The organism is Aquiluna sp. (assembly GCF_965064355.1).
In genome coordinates this window covers 16209-30895 of the sequence record NZ_CBCHRQ010000008.1, presented here as the reverse complement: position 1 = coordinate 30895, position 14687 = coordinate 16209, and the positions used below count along the sequence as shown (strand labels likewise).

Sequence of the window (14687 nt, the reverse complement as noted above, 5' to 3'; positions counted from 1 at the left end):
GACTTCGAATATGGCGATGTGCTGGCCGATGGTTTTGGAACCCGGTTCTCGGTTCGTGGACTGGCGACAGATTACCCACAGGTTTGGATGCCAATTATTGGTTTCCACCAGGCGCAGAATGCCGCTACCGCAATCGCGGCGGTTGAGCTGTTCCTGGGCGAAGGCTTGCGTCCAATCGCGGACGAAGTACTAAGGGCTGCCCTTGCAGATGCGGTAAGTCCTGGCAGATTGCAAGTTGTTTCAAAGGATCCGCTAGTTGTGCTGGACGGAGCTCATAATCCAGCCGGTATGGCATCGCTTACTGCTGCGATCAACAACAGCTTGAATGCGCCAAAGACCCTGGGCTTGGTGGGCATGCTTGCAGACAAGGATCTCAACGGAACCATTGCGGAATTGGCCAAGAGTTTTGACCAGGTAATCTGCACCCAACCAGAATCACCTCGAGGCTTGCCGGCTCAGGAGCTGGCAGATATTTGTGAAAACTACGGCATTGAGGTGCTTTCAGTTGAACCAAGTGTCACCGCCGCCTACAAGTTAGCCAATAGGCTTGCAGCAGAGGAAAAAGCAGCCTTGTTTGTGACCGGTTCGCTTTACCTAATTGGTGATGTTTTGAAATACATCCAGGAGCAAAGATTGGACGAGGACGATGAGGAATAGGTCTTCCAAGCAGACGCTAGCGTCAATCGTTTTAGCCTTCGAGTCTTTTGTCGCTTTCTTTGCAACCCTCGCTGCTTTTGGCTTGCAGGTTGCTGAAGCCCCGTTGGTCTGGGCGGTTGGTTTGACCATCGCTCTTTTGATGATTTTGACTCCAGCCGTGTTGCGCTATCGCTGGGGTTACTGGGTTGGCAGCTTGTGGCAGGTGCTTTTGATTGCCTCGGGCGTGCTTTTGTGGGGGATGTTTGTTATAGGTGTCATGCTTGCAGGTCTTTGGATCTGGGCACTTATTGCCGGTTCGACGATCGATAACGCTAAGCGAATTTACTTTGATGTAGAGATTGGGAGAAAGTGATGTCAGAAGCAACCTTGGTACTTATCAAGCCAGACGGTGTTAGAAGAAACCTAATTGGCGAAATCATTTCACGCTGCGAGGCAAAGGGTTACACCGTTGCAGCGCTGAAAAGACTGACCCCATCCAGAGAAATACTGGCCAAACACTATGCCGAGCACGAGGGCAAGTCCTTCTACGAGCCACTGATGGAGTTCATGCTCTCCGGTGACATCGTGGCAATTCGACTGGAGGGACACCGGGTAATTGAAGGATTCCGCGTTATTGCCGGAGCTACCGACCCAACAGTTGCTGCTCCAGGGACAATTCGTGGAGACCTATCGCGCGACTGGGGAACAAAGGTTGTGCAGAACTTGGTGCACGGTTCCGACTCGGCTGAATCAGCTGAGCGCGAGCTTGCGCTCTGGTTCTAAAACAGCGTCGGCCAGAAATCCCAGAACTGAACCAGGATCAAAAGGCAGAACACTAGATAGTTCAGCAGCACAATCACCCAGGCCCATTCGTAAACCACTGCGGTTTTGAGTTTCTCACCAAAGAAACCTTCTTTGAGGTTATGACCCAAGACTGTCCAGAACAGTGGGATTGTGGCGGTCCAGGCCACCATGCAGTAGATGCAAAGTGATCCAATCACGTAAACGCTCTGGCTCACTAGCCAAATCACAAAGAGCATTGCCAGGGAAGTGCCAGCAAAAAATAGGTTCCAGAACCAACCCTTGAACTTAGCCCCCGCCAAAATCGCAAATCCAATGAGTACCGGGGCAAAAAAAGCCGCGATGCCAATTAGTGGGTTGGGAAATCCAAATAGTGCTGCTTGCTCTGAGAGCATCACGGACTTGCAGCTGATGAATGGGCTGATGTCACATGCGGTTGTTGCGGCAGGGTTTGCCATGACGTGCAGTCGTTCTAAGGTCAAGCCGAAGCTTGCAATCCAGCCAGCGATACCGGTGATGATGAGCGTTAAAGGAAATACCACAGCCGAATTATCGCATTTGTTTGCGATTGCTGGCATAATCGAACCTAGATGTGAACACACTCGCATCGAAGGTTTGGTCAGATTCAGTTTCTGACACTTTTAGAATTCGATCTCGGCTGCGGTCTAGGTCACGAGAAATGGCCCACCGGGTGTGTCCCAGAGGCTGTAAAAAAGGCCTCAAATTGGTTAAGAAAAAAGAAGAACCGGCGAAGCCGGCAGCAATCCAACTAATTTTCCAGGCACCTGATCTGCCAACTCCTAAGGTTAATCCGCGCAGCGGAAAGCTTGCCGAGGATGAGAAGCCGGAAGAGAAGCCACAGCCAAAGGCCAGAGCGCCTAGGGAAAAGCAGGCCCCAAAGGAAAAGTCCAAGCCGGAAGAATCCGAAAAAGAGACCGGTTCAACCCGTGTCGATGCAAAGCGTCAACGACGTCGAGACTCCCGAGATGGCGGCAGACGTCGCTCTTCGGTAACTGAATCTGAATTCCTAGCTCGTCGTGAATCTGTCGAGCGCACCATGGTGGTTCGCGAAAAAGACAACAGAATCCAAATTGGAGTTCTGGAAGACGGCATGCTGGTTGAGCACTACGTGGCTGAAAGCCAGGGCGGCTCACTAATCGGCAATGTTTACCTAGGTAAAGTCCAGAACGTTTTGCCATCTATGGAAGCAGCCTTCGTTGATATTGGCCGCGGTCGCAATGCGGTTTTGTACTCCGGTGAAGTGGACTGGGAGGCAGCGGAGACTGGCAACCAGCCTCGTCGCATCGAGCTTGCGCTCAAGTCCGGTGACCAGGTCTTGGTTCAGGTGACTAAGGATCCGGTTGGACAAAAGGGTGCGCGTTTGACCTCACAGGTTTCGCTCCCAGGTCGCTTCTTGGTTTATGTGCCGGGTGGAAACATGTCTGGTATTTCTCGCAAGCTTCCAGAGGGCGAACGCCAGCGTCTAAAGCAAATTCTGAAGCACGCACTTCCAGAAGATGCCGGTGTGATTGTTCGCACCGCGGCCGAGGGTGCTTCTGAGGAGCAGTTGATCCACGATGTTGAGCGCTTAAAGGCCCAGTGGGAGTCCATCAACGAGAAGGTGGCAAACGGTAAAGCACCAATGCCGCTTCACAGCGAGCCTGACCTTTTGGTCAAGATCATCCGCGACGTGTTCAACGAAGACTTCCAAAAACTCGTTATCTCCGGCGACTCAGCTTTCACAACCATTAGCGAATACCTTGCTTCGGTTGCCCCTGAACTTGTCGAGCGCCTAAGCGCTTATACGTCGCAGGAAGACATCTTTGACTTCTATCGCATCGGTGACCAGATTGTGAAGGCATTGGATCGCAAGGTTTACCTACCTTCTGGTGGTTCATTGGTGATCGATCGCACCGAGGCTATGACCGTGGTCGATGTGAACACCGGAAAGTTCATTGGATCCGGTGGAAACCTTGAAGAGACCGTTACCAAGAACAACCTCGAGGCTGCTGAGGAGCTGGTTCGTCAGCTCCGATTGCGCGATATTGGTGGCATCATCGTGGTCGACTTTATTGACATGATTCAGGAGTCAAACCAGGAGATGGTTCGCCGTCGCCTGCTTGAGTGCCTAAGCCGTGACCGCACCAAGAACCAGGTAGGTGAGGTTACCTCCCTGGGTCTTGTGCAGATGACTCGCAAGAAAATCGGCGTTGGCCTTCTGGAGACCTTCGGCGAGACCTGTGACTGCTGCGCTGGTCGCGGTGTTGTGATCCACAGTGAGCCGAGATTCAAGATGCCAGAGCAGTCCAATTCCAAGCAAAAGGGCAAGCAAAAGGGCAAAGAAAAGACTGAGGTTGTCAAAAAGGTTGTCACCGCCGAACAGGCGGATGCCTTCAAGAACGTGGTGAATCAGATCGCTCAGGCTGCCCAGAGCGAGGAAGCTAAGGCTCCTGAAGGTAAGACAGAGATGCTGAATGCGGTTTTGGATTCGCTTCCAGAACCAGAAGTCACCCAGAAGCCAAAGCGTCGCAGAGTAACAAGTGCAACCCGTGCTCCAGAGAGTTTGGATTCGTCCGAAAATAGCTAGGAATGAGGTTGACCCCACTTAGGTTTCTTGCTAGGCTGGGGCGCTGTTGCCCATAGGTTTGTTATGGGCCAGATTCAAATTCCAAGACAGATAGGTTTCGAAGTGGTTTACGCAGTTGTTCGCGCCGGTGGTCGCCAGGAGAAGGTTTCAGTTGGAACCATCGTTACCATGAACCGCATTGCCGCTACCTCAGGCACCATTGAGATGCCTGCACTTTTGCTTGTTGATGGCGACAAGGTCGTAACTGACGCTGCTGCCCTAGCCAAGGTAAAGGTTGTAGCCGAAGTTCTAGACCAGCTACGCGGTCCAAAGATCATTATTCAGAAGTACAAGAACAAGACCGGTTACAAGAAGCGTCAGGGCCACCGCCAGGACCTAACCCGTGTCCAGGTCACCGAGATCAAGTAAGTAGGTAGAAATGGCATCCAAAAAGGGAGTTAGCTCCACCCGCAACGGTCGTGACTCAAACGCCCAGCGTCTAGGCGTAAAGCGCCACGATGGTCAGGCTGTAAACGCCGGTGAAATTTTGGTTCGTCAGCGTGGAACTCACTTCCACCCGGGCGTAAACGTTGGTCGTGGCAAGGATGACACCTTGTTCGCACTAGCTGCAGGCTCTGTTGAGTTTGGCTCAAAGGCTGGCCGCCGCGTTGTAAACATCGTTACCCAGTAACTAGTTTTTCAATAGGGAGGCGGGCCATGAGGTCCGCCTCTTTCTGTATTAGGAGCAGTTCATGATTACATTCGTAGATCAGGTAACTCTCCATTTGCGCGCTGGAAACGGCGGCGACGGTTGCACATCGGTCAAGCGCGAGAAGTTTAAGCCGCTGGCAGGTCCTGATGGTGCTGACGGTGGCGATGGTGGCTCAATCACCTTGGTGACCGACAATAACGTCACAACCCTGCTGGAATACCACCACCGCCCTCACAGGGTTGCTACCTCAGGTGGCTCAGGTGCTGGTGATTACCGCAACGGTTCCAAAGGTGAGGACCTAACGCTTCCGGTTCCAGTTGGCACAGTAGTGAAGGATGCAAATGGCAAGATTCTTGCCGATCTTTCAGAGCCAGGTATGGAACTTTTGGTTGCCGAAGGTGGCCAGGGTGGCCTTGGGAACATGACGCTTGCCAACCGCATGCGTATCGCGCCAAATTTCCACCTGCTTGGAGTGCCGGGCTGGGCTGGCGATGTAATTCTCGAGCTCAAAACCGTTGCGGATGTGGCCCTGGTTGGGTTTCCATCCGCAGGAAAGTCCTCACTTATTGCAGCAGTGAGCGCTGCTCGACCAAAGATTGCAGATTACCCATTCACCACACTGCATCCAAACCTCGGTGTGGTTCAGGCCGGCGAAATGCGCTACACAATTGCCGACGTTCCTGGACTGATTGAGGGTGCAAGCCAGGGCAAGGGGCTGGGGCTTGAGTTCTTGCGCCATGTTGAGCGCTGCAGTGCTTTGCTGCACGTTATCGACTGCGCCACCTTGGATCCAGGTCGCGATCCAATCAGCGACCTAGATGTGATTCTGGCTGAGCTGGCCGCCTACCAAGTGCCTGAGGGTCAAACGCCATTGATCGAGCGTCCTCAGATAGTCGCGCTAAACAAAATTGATATTCCAGATGCTCTAGAGCTTGCGGAGTTTGTAAAGGCGGAGTTCGAAGCCAGGGGCTACCCGGTCTATTTGATTTCTAGCGCCACCAACCAGGGGCTCAGAGAGCTGAATTTTGCTCTTGGGCAGTTGGTCACCGAGGAGCGTAAGAGCCAGACTGTGCAAATTGCAAAGCGAATTTCGCTACTGCCACCTAAGAAAGACGATTCAAAATATGAGATTCGCACCGAATCTCAGGGCGAGAACATCATCTACCGCATCGTTGGCCCGAAGCCTGAGCGTTGGGTTGCGCAGACGGATTTCAGCAATCAGGATGCGGTTGGTTTCCTCGGAGAGCGTTTGCAGAAGATTGGCATTGAGGACGAGCTTTACAAGAAGGGCGCTAAGCGCGGCTCCACTGTGATTATTGGAGAGCAAAACGGTGTCGTATTCGACTGGGACCCATTGGTTGACTCGGTTGCAGAATTGGTCAATGATGAGCGCAGAACCAACCAGGATCGTCGCCAGGAGTATCACCAGATGATGGACCAGCGATCTCAAGGTCGCGCGGAGCGTGAGGCGGTTCGAGAGGCAAGTGTGTTCTCGGAGGATGAAGAGTAATGCAGACTTTTGAGCGAATTCAGGCTTCCAAGCGCGTTGTAGTCAAGGTTGGCTCAAGCTCAATTACCGGGTCAAATGAGTCAAATCTTGACTTATTGGTCGACTTCTTGGTTCGTTTGCAAAAACTTGGCAAGGATGTGGTCCTGGTATCTTCCGGTGCCATTGCCACTGCGATGCCAATCATCGGTTTGACGGTTCGCTCCGAAGACTTGGCAACCTCTCAAGCACTGGCAAGTATTGGTCAGGCAAAGCTCATGGGTCGCTACGAGCGAAGCCTTGCAAGGTATGACCTATTGCCTGGGCAGATGCTGCTCACGGTGGATAATCTCGATCAGGAATCAACCGGCGAGAACGCCATGCGAGCCCTCGAGCGGCTTTTGGAAATCGGCGTGATTCCAATCATTAATGAGAACGACTCGGTGGCCACCCAGGAAATTCGCTTTGGTGACAACGACCAGTTGGCCGCCAGGGTAGCGCTATTGGCTGGAGCGGACCTGCTCATTCTTTTTAGCGACATCGACGCCTTGTACACCAAACCACCAACCGAGCCGGGAGCGCAGCCGATTGCTGTTGTAACTTTTGGGCAGGACCTAAGCGCGCTAGAAGTTTCCGGAACCTCAACTGGCTACGGTACCGGCGGCGCGCTAACCAAGCTAGCTGCAGCTCAACTCGCTACGGCTGGGGGAGTAGGGGTAATACTCACCAGCACGGCAAATATCGCATTGATTGACACTGCAGACTGCCGAAACACTTGGTTTGAGCCTGCGGATAGGATTGCGAAATGAGTGTTGTTCAGTTGTTTCATGCGGCAAAGGCAGCTAGTTCCGCCTTGGCGCGTGCCAACACCAACCTAAAGAATTCGGCTCTGGAGCAGATTGCGCTTGAGCTTGAAAACAACATCCCTCACATTTTGGCGGCCAACTCACTTGACCTAAAGAGCGCTCAGGAAAATGCAGTTTCTGTTGGGTTACAAGATCGCCTAAAGCTAGATGCGAATCGCATTGCGTCGCTAGCTGCTGCTCTGCGCCTGGTGATAAATCTTCCAGACCCAATTGGGCAGAATCTCGAAGGTATGACTCTTCCAAATGGTTTGAAGTTGCAGCAGGTCAGGGTGCCATTCGGCGTCGTCGGAGTTATCTATGAGGCAAGACCCAATGTCACCGTTGACATCGCAGCACTGGCCCTAAAAAGCGGAAACGCTGTTGTGCTCAGAGGTGGAAGTGCTGCCGAGAACACCAACCGAGTGCTAGTTGAGTTGATTCAGTCCGGCCTTCGAACTGCCGGATTGCCATCGGATGCTGTCCAGACCGTTGATCCATTTGGTCGCGAAGGTGCGGTCGAGATGATGCAGGCACGCGGCTTTATCGATGTATTGATTCCTCGTGGTTCGGCCCAGCTAATTCAAACCGTGGTAACCGAGTCCAAGGTTCCAGTGATTGAAACTGGCGATGGTGTGGTTCACATGTTTATCGACGAGTCTGCGGATATGACCAAAGCCCTTCCGATGATTGTGAACTCTAAGGTGCAGCGACCTTCGGTCTGTAATGCCCTAGAGACCTTGTTGGTGCACGAGTCCATCGCCGCAAGTGCGCTGCCAAAAATTGCAGCTGAACTAGAGGCTAAGGGTGTCACAATTCACGGTTGCGAGAAGACTCTCAAACTGGTTTCAGGTGTGGCAGCAACTGATGCCGATTGGTCCACCGAGTATTACAGCCTTGATCTCTCGGTCAAGGTTGTAGCGGATCTGGACCAGGCACTAGCCCACATTGCGAAATATTCAACCCGCCACACCGAGTCGATCATCACCGAAGACCAATCCAACGCGGAGCGCTTTCTTCAGGAAGTGGATGCCGCGGTGGTTATGGTGAATGCTTCGACCAGATTCACCGATGGTAGTGAGTTTGGATTTGGCGCTGAGGTTGGAATTTCTACTCAGAAGCTTCACGCCAGAGGGCCAATGGGCCTTCGCGAGTTGACCAGTTCTAAGTGGTTGGTTCGCGGCAACGGCCAAGTCCGAGACTAAACTTACAAGTACGCAAAAGGAGATATCTTGCTTTCAATTCTTGCCAGCGAAACCGCGGTGCACCACACCGAACTTCCCATCCCGGCATTTTTCTATGGAGTAATCGGCATGGCCGTATTTCTTGCTCTAGCCGGAGTCACTTGGTCTTATCGCAACGTTGCGAACCGTCACGAACACAAGACCTCCTCGCAGCAGGCGCACCACTAAAACCTCATGACCAACAAGCGGCCACGCATTGGGGTAATGGGCGGAACCTTCGACCCAATCCACAATGGCCACCTAGTTGCCGCCAGTGAAGTAGCGGATGCATTCGCGTTAGACGAGGTTATCTTCGTGCCAACCGGCGAACCCTGGCACAAGAACCCGGTCATGTCCGCCGAGCACCGCTATCTGATGACCGTAATTGCAACCGCAGCAAACCCTAGATTCACCGTGTCTCGAGTTGAAATTGATCGCCCAGGAATCAATTACACAGTTGACACCTTGACTCAGATTTCTAACGAACGACCGGATGCAGATCTGTTCTTTATCTCCGGTGCGGATGCAATTGCACAGATTTTGGTTTGGAAAGACATCGACAAGCTATGGCCACTGGCAACCTTTATCGGTGTGACCAGGCCCGGCCACAAGCTTCAGTTGCCAGAAGTCCCAGAGGCTTCGATGTCACTGCTTGAAGTTCCAGCACTAGCAATTTCATCTTCAGACGTTAGAGACCGACTAAGCGATGGAAAACCGGTTTGGTATCTGGTTCCAGACGGTGTAGTTCAATACATTGCTAAGCACAAGCTTTACCGAGGTGAAAAGTGACCGAGCAACTAACGCGCAGACAGCTCAGGGAGCTAGAGCGCTCGGGCCAGGTGCCTGCGCAGGTTATGGAACCCGAACCAATTCAAGAGATTTTTGAAGAGCCCGATTTGGCGGCTGAAGTAATCCAAGAGGTGAGGAGCGAGTCGGTTGCTTCTTCTCCAGTTAGCCTGACCCGTCGCGAGCTCAGGGAGTTGGAACGCCGGGGCAAGTCTTCGGTGGTCCAGCCTCGACCAGAGGTTTCGAAGCCGGCGACTGACCCTGTCGCGATTACGCTTCCCGATGTCGAGGTTGAAGATAAAGAAATTGCTTCTGCCGAACTTGAACAGATCGTAGTTTCAGATTTCAGCGCATTGGATCTTCCACCAGCAGATTTCACCGGAACCAACTTGCTTGCCGAGCCAAGTACGCAGTCGATTGTTTTGGACGTTGCTCCGGAGGCAATCGCGCTACCTATCGAAACCGGCGAGATTGCAATCACCGGATCAATAACAGTTTTGACCGACCCAAATACCGGATCTATGACCGCAGGTTTGGATGGCCTTGAGCTTGACAATGCGGATCGTCAGGATGCCGTGACCGGTGTGATTTCTATCGTGGAGCCGGTCTCAGCGCTGGATATCATCAACTCTCGAGTAAACGTTGGCGTTGTTCCGAAATCGGTGCTTCGCAAGGGATGGTGGCGTCCCTGGGCTATGGGTGTTGCTGGAGTCATCATGGCCGTGGCAGCAATCCTTGCTACCATCACAATCTTGAACGCGCTAGGAGCGTAATACTTGTCCGCAACCAAAGAAACAATTGCACAGCTTCAAATTGCAGCAACTGCAGCATCCGACAAACTAGGTGAAGACCTAGTAGCCCTTGACGTATCAGAGCCTTTTGCTCTAGCTGAAATCTTCCTCATCGCATCGGCTAATAACGAGCGCCAGGTGCAGGCAATATCTGACAACGTTGAGGATGAAATGCTCAAGGCTGGAGTCAAGACCCGCTTTCGTGAAGGTAGACAAACCGGCCGCTGGATCCTGCTTGATTTTGGCGACTTAGTTGTCCACATCATGCACGAACAAGAGCGCGAGTACTACTCTCTCGAGAGGCTCTGGCGAGACTGCCCAGTTGTGCCAATCAAGTAATAGTTGTGTAGACTTATCGGGTTCATGGGCCTGTGGCGCAGCTGGTAGCGCACCTGCATGGCATGCAGGGGGTCAGGGGTTCAAATCCCCTCAGGTCCACCAAAGAATTAGCCCGCTTAGGCGGGCTTTTCTATTTCTACGAGCTTTAGTCGGTATAACTTCCAGCAAATTTCCAGATTTCTCGCTTATGCTCTCACAAACATCTTTACGAAAGGATCCAGGTTGGCCATCTCTCACAACCCTATTTTCAACCGAGCCATGCAAACTGGTGCGCTAAATGCACAGCTTGACCAGCAGCAGGTTGATTCAGAGTTTTCCCGCCTTACCGGCACCCCAATGACGATTGAGGGCACTGCAGCCAAGGTTTTGGGAATGTTCGCTGTGGTTGCTATCGCAGCCGGTGCAACTTGGATGTTTGACCTAAGAGGCCTTCTCATTCCAGCGATGTTGGTTGGTCTAGGTCTTGGACTTTGGGCAACTTTCGGTAAGAAGGTTCGCCCGGGCGTAATGATTGCCTATGCGGCAGCTCAGGGTGTCTTCATCGGTGGGCTTTCAATGTTTTTTGAAGGAATGTTCCCGGGTATTGCGCAGACCGCAGTGCTTGGAACCTTGGCAACCGCGGGTGCGATGTTTGCTGCCTACCGTTTTGGTTGGGTGAAGGTTGATGCTCGCTTTACTCGCATCATGATGTTCTCGCTAATCGGCTATGGCGTATTTGCTTTGGTCAACTTCGGTTTTGCAATGTTTGCCGGTATGAGCGTTTACTCCTCACCATTTGGCTGGCTTATTGCTCTGGTCGGTGTTGGCCTCGCTGCCTTCACCCTGAACCTTGACTTTGAAGCCATCCGCGAGGGTGTTGCACAGCGCTTGCCTCAGGAAATGGAATGGCGAGCGGCCTTTGGCCTTACCGCAACCCTTATCTGGCTATACGTTGAGATCCTTAGGATGCTGGCCATCTTCAACAGCAACGACTAACTAGCTTTTGATTGCCACTGCGACCAAAGCTGTCGCAGATCCCAGGCACTCTCAGCCAGGACCGAGACCCCTCGCACTCCGGTGCGGCGGGTCTTTCCTGATATCAGGAGCAATTTGTTTTGAAATAGCACTTGGCTTGCTCGGCGCTGAGATTCGTCAAAGAAAGTAGCATCGGCGCAGCCAGAACCATCGTCCAGGCTGATAAATACCACGCGCTTTCCGCTGCGCATTGGGGGAGATTGGGTTGCTATTCTCACTCCAGCAATCAGCACCTCGGTGTTACTGCGAAGTGAAATAAGTTCGCTAGCTCGCACCACGCCCATCTCATCGAGCATCTGCTGGAACTGTTCGATCTGGTGACCGGATATTTCCATTCCGGTGATGGATAACTCCTGCTCGATTTGTTCCTGCCTGCTTGGCTTATGACCACCTTTGCCAAGCGGTGCTTCGGCATCAAAATCAAATGCCATCTGGTTCAGATCTAGCTTCGGGGCTGCCTTGGCGCTTAGCTGCCTTATTCGAACCATCAGGTCACCTCGATTACTGTCGGTTTGCGGCGTGATCTTGGCAAGGGTATCGAGGGCACCAATTAGAGCTAGGCGGCTCAGGGTTCGTCTCGACGGTCTAGCCCTTAGGTAGAAGTCGCCAAGGTTCACAAAGGGCTGCTGGGTCTTGATGCGCTCAAGCTCCGGCTTCGATATGCCGGCTATGTCGGACAGCGCCATCCTGACGCCAATCTGCTCACCGATTCGCTCGACTCGATATTCATCGGTTGAGTAGTTCACATCTATTGGCAGCAGCTTTACCCCGAGCCTTCTGGCTTCTGCCAGCAGTAACCTTCTGGGATACATGCCTGGGTCGTGGGTGAGTAGGCCCGCTATGAACTCGGTGGGGTGATGAGTCTTGAGCCAAGCCGACTGGTAGGTCGGCAGTGCAAAGGCGGCACCGTGGGCCTTGCAGAACCCAAACGAACCAAAGCCTTCGATGATGGACCAAACGCGTTCGATGACCTCTTTGGAGTAGCCCCTGGCGGCAGCCGATTTCTTGAAGTACTCACCAATCTTCACGGACCTATCTGGCTTGGCCAATTGCCTGCGATGTTCATCGGCACGAGCCAGTGTGCAGCCGGTCATAACCTGCATGATTCGCATCAGCTGCTCGTGGAATACCACCACCCCGTAGCTTTCCTCCAGGATCGGCTTGAGATCTGGGTGAATGTAATCCGGCTCACGAAAACCATGTCTGCCATCGAGGTATGGCGAAATCATGTTGCCCTTCATCGGACCCGGGCGAAACAGCGAAATTTGCAGAGTTAGATCATTGAATTTGGTTGGCTGATGCTTTCCGGTGAGCTCTCGCTGACCCGGAGATTCAATTTGGAACATGCCCAGGGTGTTGGTGGTGCGAATGGTTTTGTAAACCTCAGGATCGGCCCTATCGACAGCATCTAGGTCCACTGCCTTTTCACTAACCCTGGCTATTTCCTGAATCGTGTATGCCATGGCTGATTGCATTCTGACTCCGAGAACATCGAGTTTGAGAAAACCCATTGGATCCATATCGTCTTTATCGAACTGGCTCATCGGTAGTCCGACACCGCTTGGTTCGGTTGGAGTCAGGTTCAATAGCTCGCTGTTTCCTAGAATCACCCCGCACGGGTGCATCGAGATGTGCCTTGGCAGCCTGTCCAAACGCTGAGTGATATCCACCAGCAGATTCAGCTTTCGATCTTCGGTTGATTGCTTGGCAAACTGCTCGAGCTCAGGCTTATTGGCCATTGCCTCGCGAAAGCTTCGTGCTGAAAAGCGCCATATGTTCTTGGCGATTTCATCGATCCGGTCTTCTTCAAGACCAAGGGCAAGACCCGAATCTCTAACCGCACCGCGTCCTCGATACGTGGATTGCATCGAAAGCAGTGTCACTCGATCGCCACCGTAGCGGCGGAATATGGCTTTGTAGATATCGTGCCTACGGGCCGACTCCACGTCGATATCGATATCCGGCAGGGTAGAGCGTTCGGTAGAGAGGAATCTCTCAAAAAGCAATCCCTCGCTGATTGGGTCAACCCCGGAGATGCCCAGCAGGTAGTTGATCAGCGAGCCGGCACCAGAACCCCTAGCTGCAATTCGAATGCTCATGTCACGAATCATTTGAGCCACATCCGCAACGGTCAGGAAGTAGGTGGCAAATCCCAGCTGGTTCACGGCAATTAGCTCTTTACTCAAGCGGTGTTGAATCTCGGCCAGTTTTGAAGCCGGTGCATTTGGGTAGCGCCAATGAATGGCACTGTGAGTTTTTTGCCACAGCACCTCAAACGGGTTGCCGGTTATCCCAAGCGCTGATTGCTCCGGAGTCTTAGGTTTTCCCCAACCGCAATCAGACTCAGGTTCCAATCGACAGCGGTCTGCCAGATTCGCGGTGCTTCGCAGTAGCTCAATTGAGCTCTTTGGGTCTTCGGTTATTTCAAGAGCCAACCTCACCATCTCAGATTTTGGCTTAAGCCAGGCCTGAGCATTTGGTTGCGGTGCGAATAGCCCAAGTGGCTCAAGTAATCTCGCCGAATCCAGGACATCGGCGGTTACGGCATCATCCGGCTCTAAATACCTAACGGCGTTACTCAATATGCTCGGCAGCTTGCTGATTCGACTAAGTTCCAACATTGCCCTGGCGTGCTCAATCGATAGTGCAGCCCCGGGTTGAGTCAGGTGAGTAACCACCTCGATTGCCAATTGGCCAGGAGTTGAAAGCTCGCTTTGCAGTTCACTAAGGCGCTGCCTTGCCAGCTCAGGATTGATAATCACCGACTCTGAGACGATATTCTCTGCACCTATCAAGATGGTGCAGTGTCTACTTAGTTGAGCCAATGTCTTTAGATCGATAGCAATATTCTTTTGCTTTCCGCGCCCGGTTTGCGCAGCCGAGATGATCCGGCACAGCCCAGCCCAACCCATACCTTTGTCGTGGCCGTGGGCCAAGATGGTTACCCTGCCAAAATCCACAACCCTTAGGTTTACTCCGATGATCGGGGAGATGCTCAGTTGAACACAGGCACCTATGTGTTTTATGGCTCCGTACAGTCCATCTCTATCGGTTACCGCAAGCGCATCAAACCCCATGGCCTTGGCAGCAATAGCCAGGCGTTCGGGTCTGGTGACTCCGTAGTGGGCAGAGAATGCAGAAGATACGTTTAGGTGGGTAAAACTCATTGGCTATTGAGTTGGTTTACTTCCCAGCGATCATCTGGCTGTTGGTGGCTGAGCTCGAAGAAAAAGCGAGCATCTCCGCTTGCTGCCCACAAGCGCCACATCTCCACCTCTAAAAGAGCAGCTCCAGCCCCTTTGGGGGCCGCAGCGGCATCTTCCCACCACAATCTTCTGGAATACCAGCGGACCGGTCTGGAGGCCACCAGGAACGATTTACCCTGATAGTTAAAGCCAACTGGAGCACCATCAAAATCCAGCATCACGCCGGTAATTTCCTCTAGCCGCATTCCCCAAACCTCTCGCAATTCGAACAAATGTTCGAATACT

The 14687-nt window shown here is 52.7% G+C and carries 17 protein-coding genes and 1 tRNA gene; 15 read left to right on the top strand and 3 right to left on the bottom strand.

The window, feature by feature from the left end:
- The 3 genes from AC128V_RS01735 to ndk all read left to right on the top strand — a co-directional run.
- Window positions 1-657, top strand: a 657-nt coding sequence (locus AC128V_RS01735; RefSeq protein ID WP_482762959.1) for a glutamate ligase domain-containing protein, incomplete at its 5' end; no start/stop codon positions are given.
- Window positions 647-1009: a DUF4233 domain-containing protein gene (locus AC128V_RS01730; RefSeq protein WP_482762958.1), complete on the top strand. Its 363-nt coding sequence runs from the start codon at window positions 647-649 to the stop codon at window positions 1007-1009. The genes AC128V_RS01735 and AC128V_RS01730, both read left to right, overlap by 11 nt.
- A complete protein-coding gene (ndk, locus tag AC128V_RS01725) occupies window positions 1009-1419 on the top strand; it encodes a nucleoside-diphosphate kinase (RefSeq protein ID WP_482762957.1) in 411 nt (136 codons plus the stop codon). The genes AC128V_RS01730 and ndk overlap by 1 nt, the downstream gene beginning before the upstream one ends.
- On the opposite strand, the gene AC128V_RS01720 is transcribed toward ndk, so the two are convergent.
- Window positions 1416-1979, bottom strand: coding sequence for a vitamin K epoxide reductase family protein (locus AC128V_RS01720; RefSeq protein ID WP_482762956.1), 564 nt, complete (start codon window positions 1977-1979; stop codon window positions 1416-1418). The two genes, ndk and AC128V_RS01720, sit on opposite strands and share 4 nt — an antisense overlap.
- 137 nt (window positions 1980-2116) lie before the next feature.
- Between AC128V_RS01720 and AC128V_RS01715 the strand changes: the two genes are divergently transcribed.
- The 12 genes from AC128V_RS01715 to AC128V_RS01660 all read left to right on the top strand — a co-directional run bounded on the left by AC128V_RS01715 (window position 2117) and on the right by AC128V_RS01660 (window position 11157).
- Window positions 2117-4024, top strand: a complete 1908-nt coding sequence (locus tag AC128V_RS01715) for an Rne/Rng family ribonuclease (RefSeq protein WP_482762955.1) — start codon at window positions 2117-2119, stop codon at window positions 4022-4024.
- Between the two features lie 102 nt (window positions 4025-4126).
- A complete protein-coding gene (gene rplU, locus AC128V_RS01710) occupies window positions 4127-4432 on the top strand; it encodes a 50S ribosomal protein L21 (protein WP_482762960.1) in 306 nt (101 codons plus the stop codon).
- Window positions 4433-4442: 10 nt separating this feature from the next.
- On the top strand, window positions 4443-4694 hold the full coding sequence (rpmA, locus tag AC128V_RS01705; protein WP_482762954.1) for a 50S ribosomal protein L27: 252 nt from the start codon (window positions 4443-4445) through the stop codon (window positions 4692-4694).
- Between the two features lie 61 nt (window positions 4695-4755).
- The gene (obgE, locus tag AC128V_RS01700; RefSeq protein WP_482762953.1) at window positions 4756-6225 is read left to right on the top strand and encodes a GTPase ObgE; all 1470 of its coding nucleotides are present in this window, start codon (window positions 4756-4758) and stop codon (window positions 6223-6225) included.
- On the top strand, window positions 6225-7010 hold the full coding sequence (gene proB / locus AC128V_RS01695) for a glutamate 5-kinase (protein WP_482762952.1): 786 nt from the start codon (window positions 6225-6227) through the stop codon (window positions 7008-7010). Before obgE ends, proB begins: the two co-directional genes overlap by 1 nt.
- Complete coding sequence (locus AC128V_RS01690) at window positions 7007-8248, top strand: glutamate-5-semialdehyde dehydrogenase (RefSeq protein ID WP_482762951.1); 1242 nt, start codon at window positions 7007-7009, stop codon at window positions 8246-8248. Before proB ends, AC128V_RS01690 begins: the two co-directional genes overlap by 4 nt.
- A 27-nt stretch (window positions 8249-8275) precedes the next feature.
- The gene (locus tag AC128V_RS01685; RefSeq protein WP_482762950.1) at window positions 8276-8455 is read left to right on the top strand and encodes a hypothetical protein; all 180 of its coding nucleotides are present in this window, start codon (window positions 8276-8278) and stop codon (window positions 8453-8455) included.
- Between the two features lie 6 nt (window positions 8456-8461).
- Entirely contained in the window at window positions 8462-9055 is a 594-nt protein-coding gene (gene nadD / locus AC128V_RS01680; protein WP_482762949.1) for a nicotinate-nucleotide adenylyltransferase, read from the top strand.
- Window positions 9052-9825 (top strand): hypothetical protein, encoded by a 774-nt coding sequence (locus AC128V_RS01675; RefSeq protein WP_482762948.1) that lies wholly within the window; start codon window positions 9052-9054, stop codon window positions 9823-9825. The genes nadD and AC128V_RS01675 overlap by 4 nt, the downstream gene beginning before the upstream one ends.
- Before the next feature lie 3 nt (window positions 9826-9828).
- Window positions 9829-10182 (top strand): ribosome silencing factor, encoded by a 354-nt coding sequence (rsfS, locus tag AC128V_RS01670; RefSeq protein WP_482762947.1) that lies wholly within the window; start codon window positions 9829-9831, stop codon window positions 10180-10182.
- A gap of 26 nt (window positions 10183-10208) precedes the next feature.
- Window positions 10209-10284: transfer RNA gene (locus AC128V_RS01665), tRNA-Ala, on the top strand.
- A gap of 120 nt (window positions 10285-10404) precedes the next feature.
- The gene (locus AC128V_RS01660; protein WP_482762946.1) at window positions 10405-11157 is read left to right on the top strand and encodes a Bax inhibitor-1/YccA family protein; all 753 of its coding nucleotides are present in this window, start codon (window positions 10405-10407) and stop codon (window positions 11155-11157) included.
- Here the strand turns inward: AC128V_RS01660 and AC128V_RS01655 are convergent.
- Together AC128V_RS01655 and AC128V_RS01650 are read right to left on the bottom strand one after the other, a co-directional pair.
- Entirely contained in the window at window positions 11154-14363 is a 3210-nt protein-coding gene (locus AC128V_RS01655) for a DNA polymerase III subunit alpha (RefSeq protein WP_482762945.1), read from the bottom strand. The two genes, AC128V_RS01660 and AC128V_RS01655, sit on opposite strands and share 4 nt — an antisense overlap.
- On the bottom strand, window positions 14360-14647 hold the full coding sequence (locus AC128V_RS01650) for a hypothetical protein (RefSeq protein WP_482762944.1): 288 nt from the start codon (window positions 14645-14647) through the stop codon (window positions 14360-14362). The genes AC128V_RS01655 and AC128V_RS01650 overlap by 4 nt, the downstream gene beginning before the upstream one ends.
- Window positions 14648-14687 lie beyond the last annotated feature (40 nt).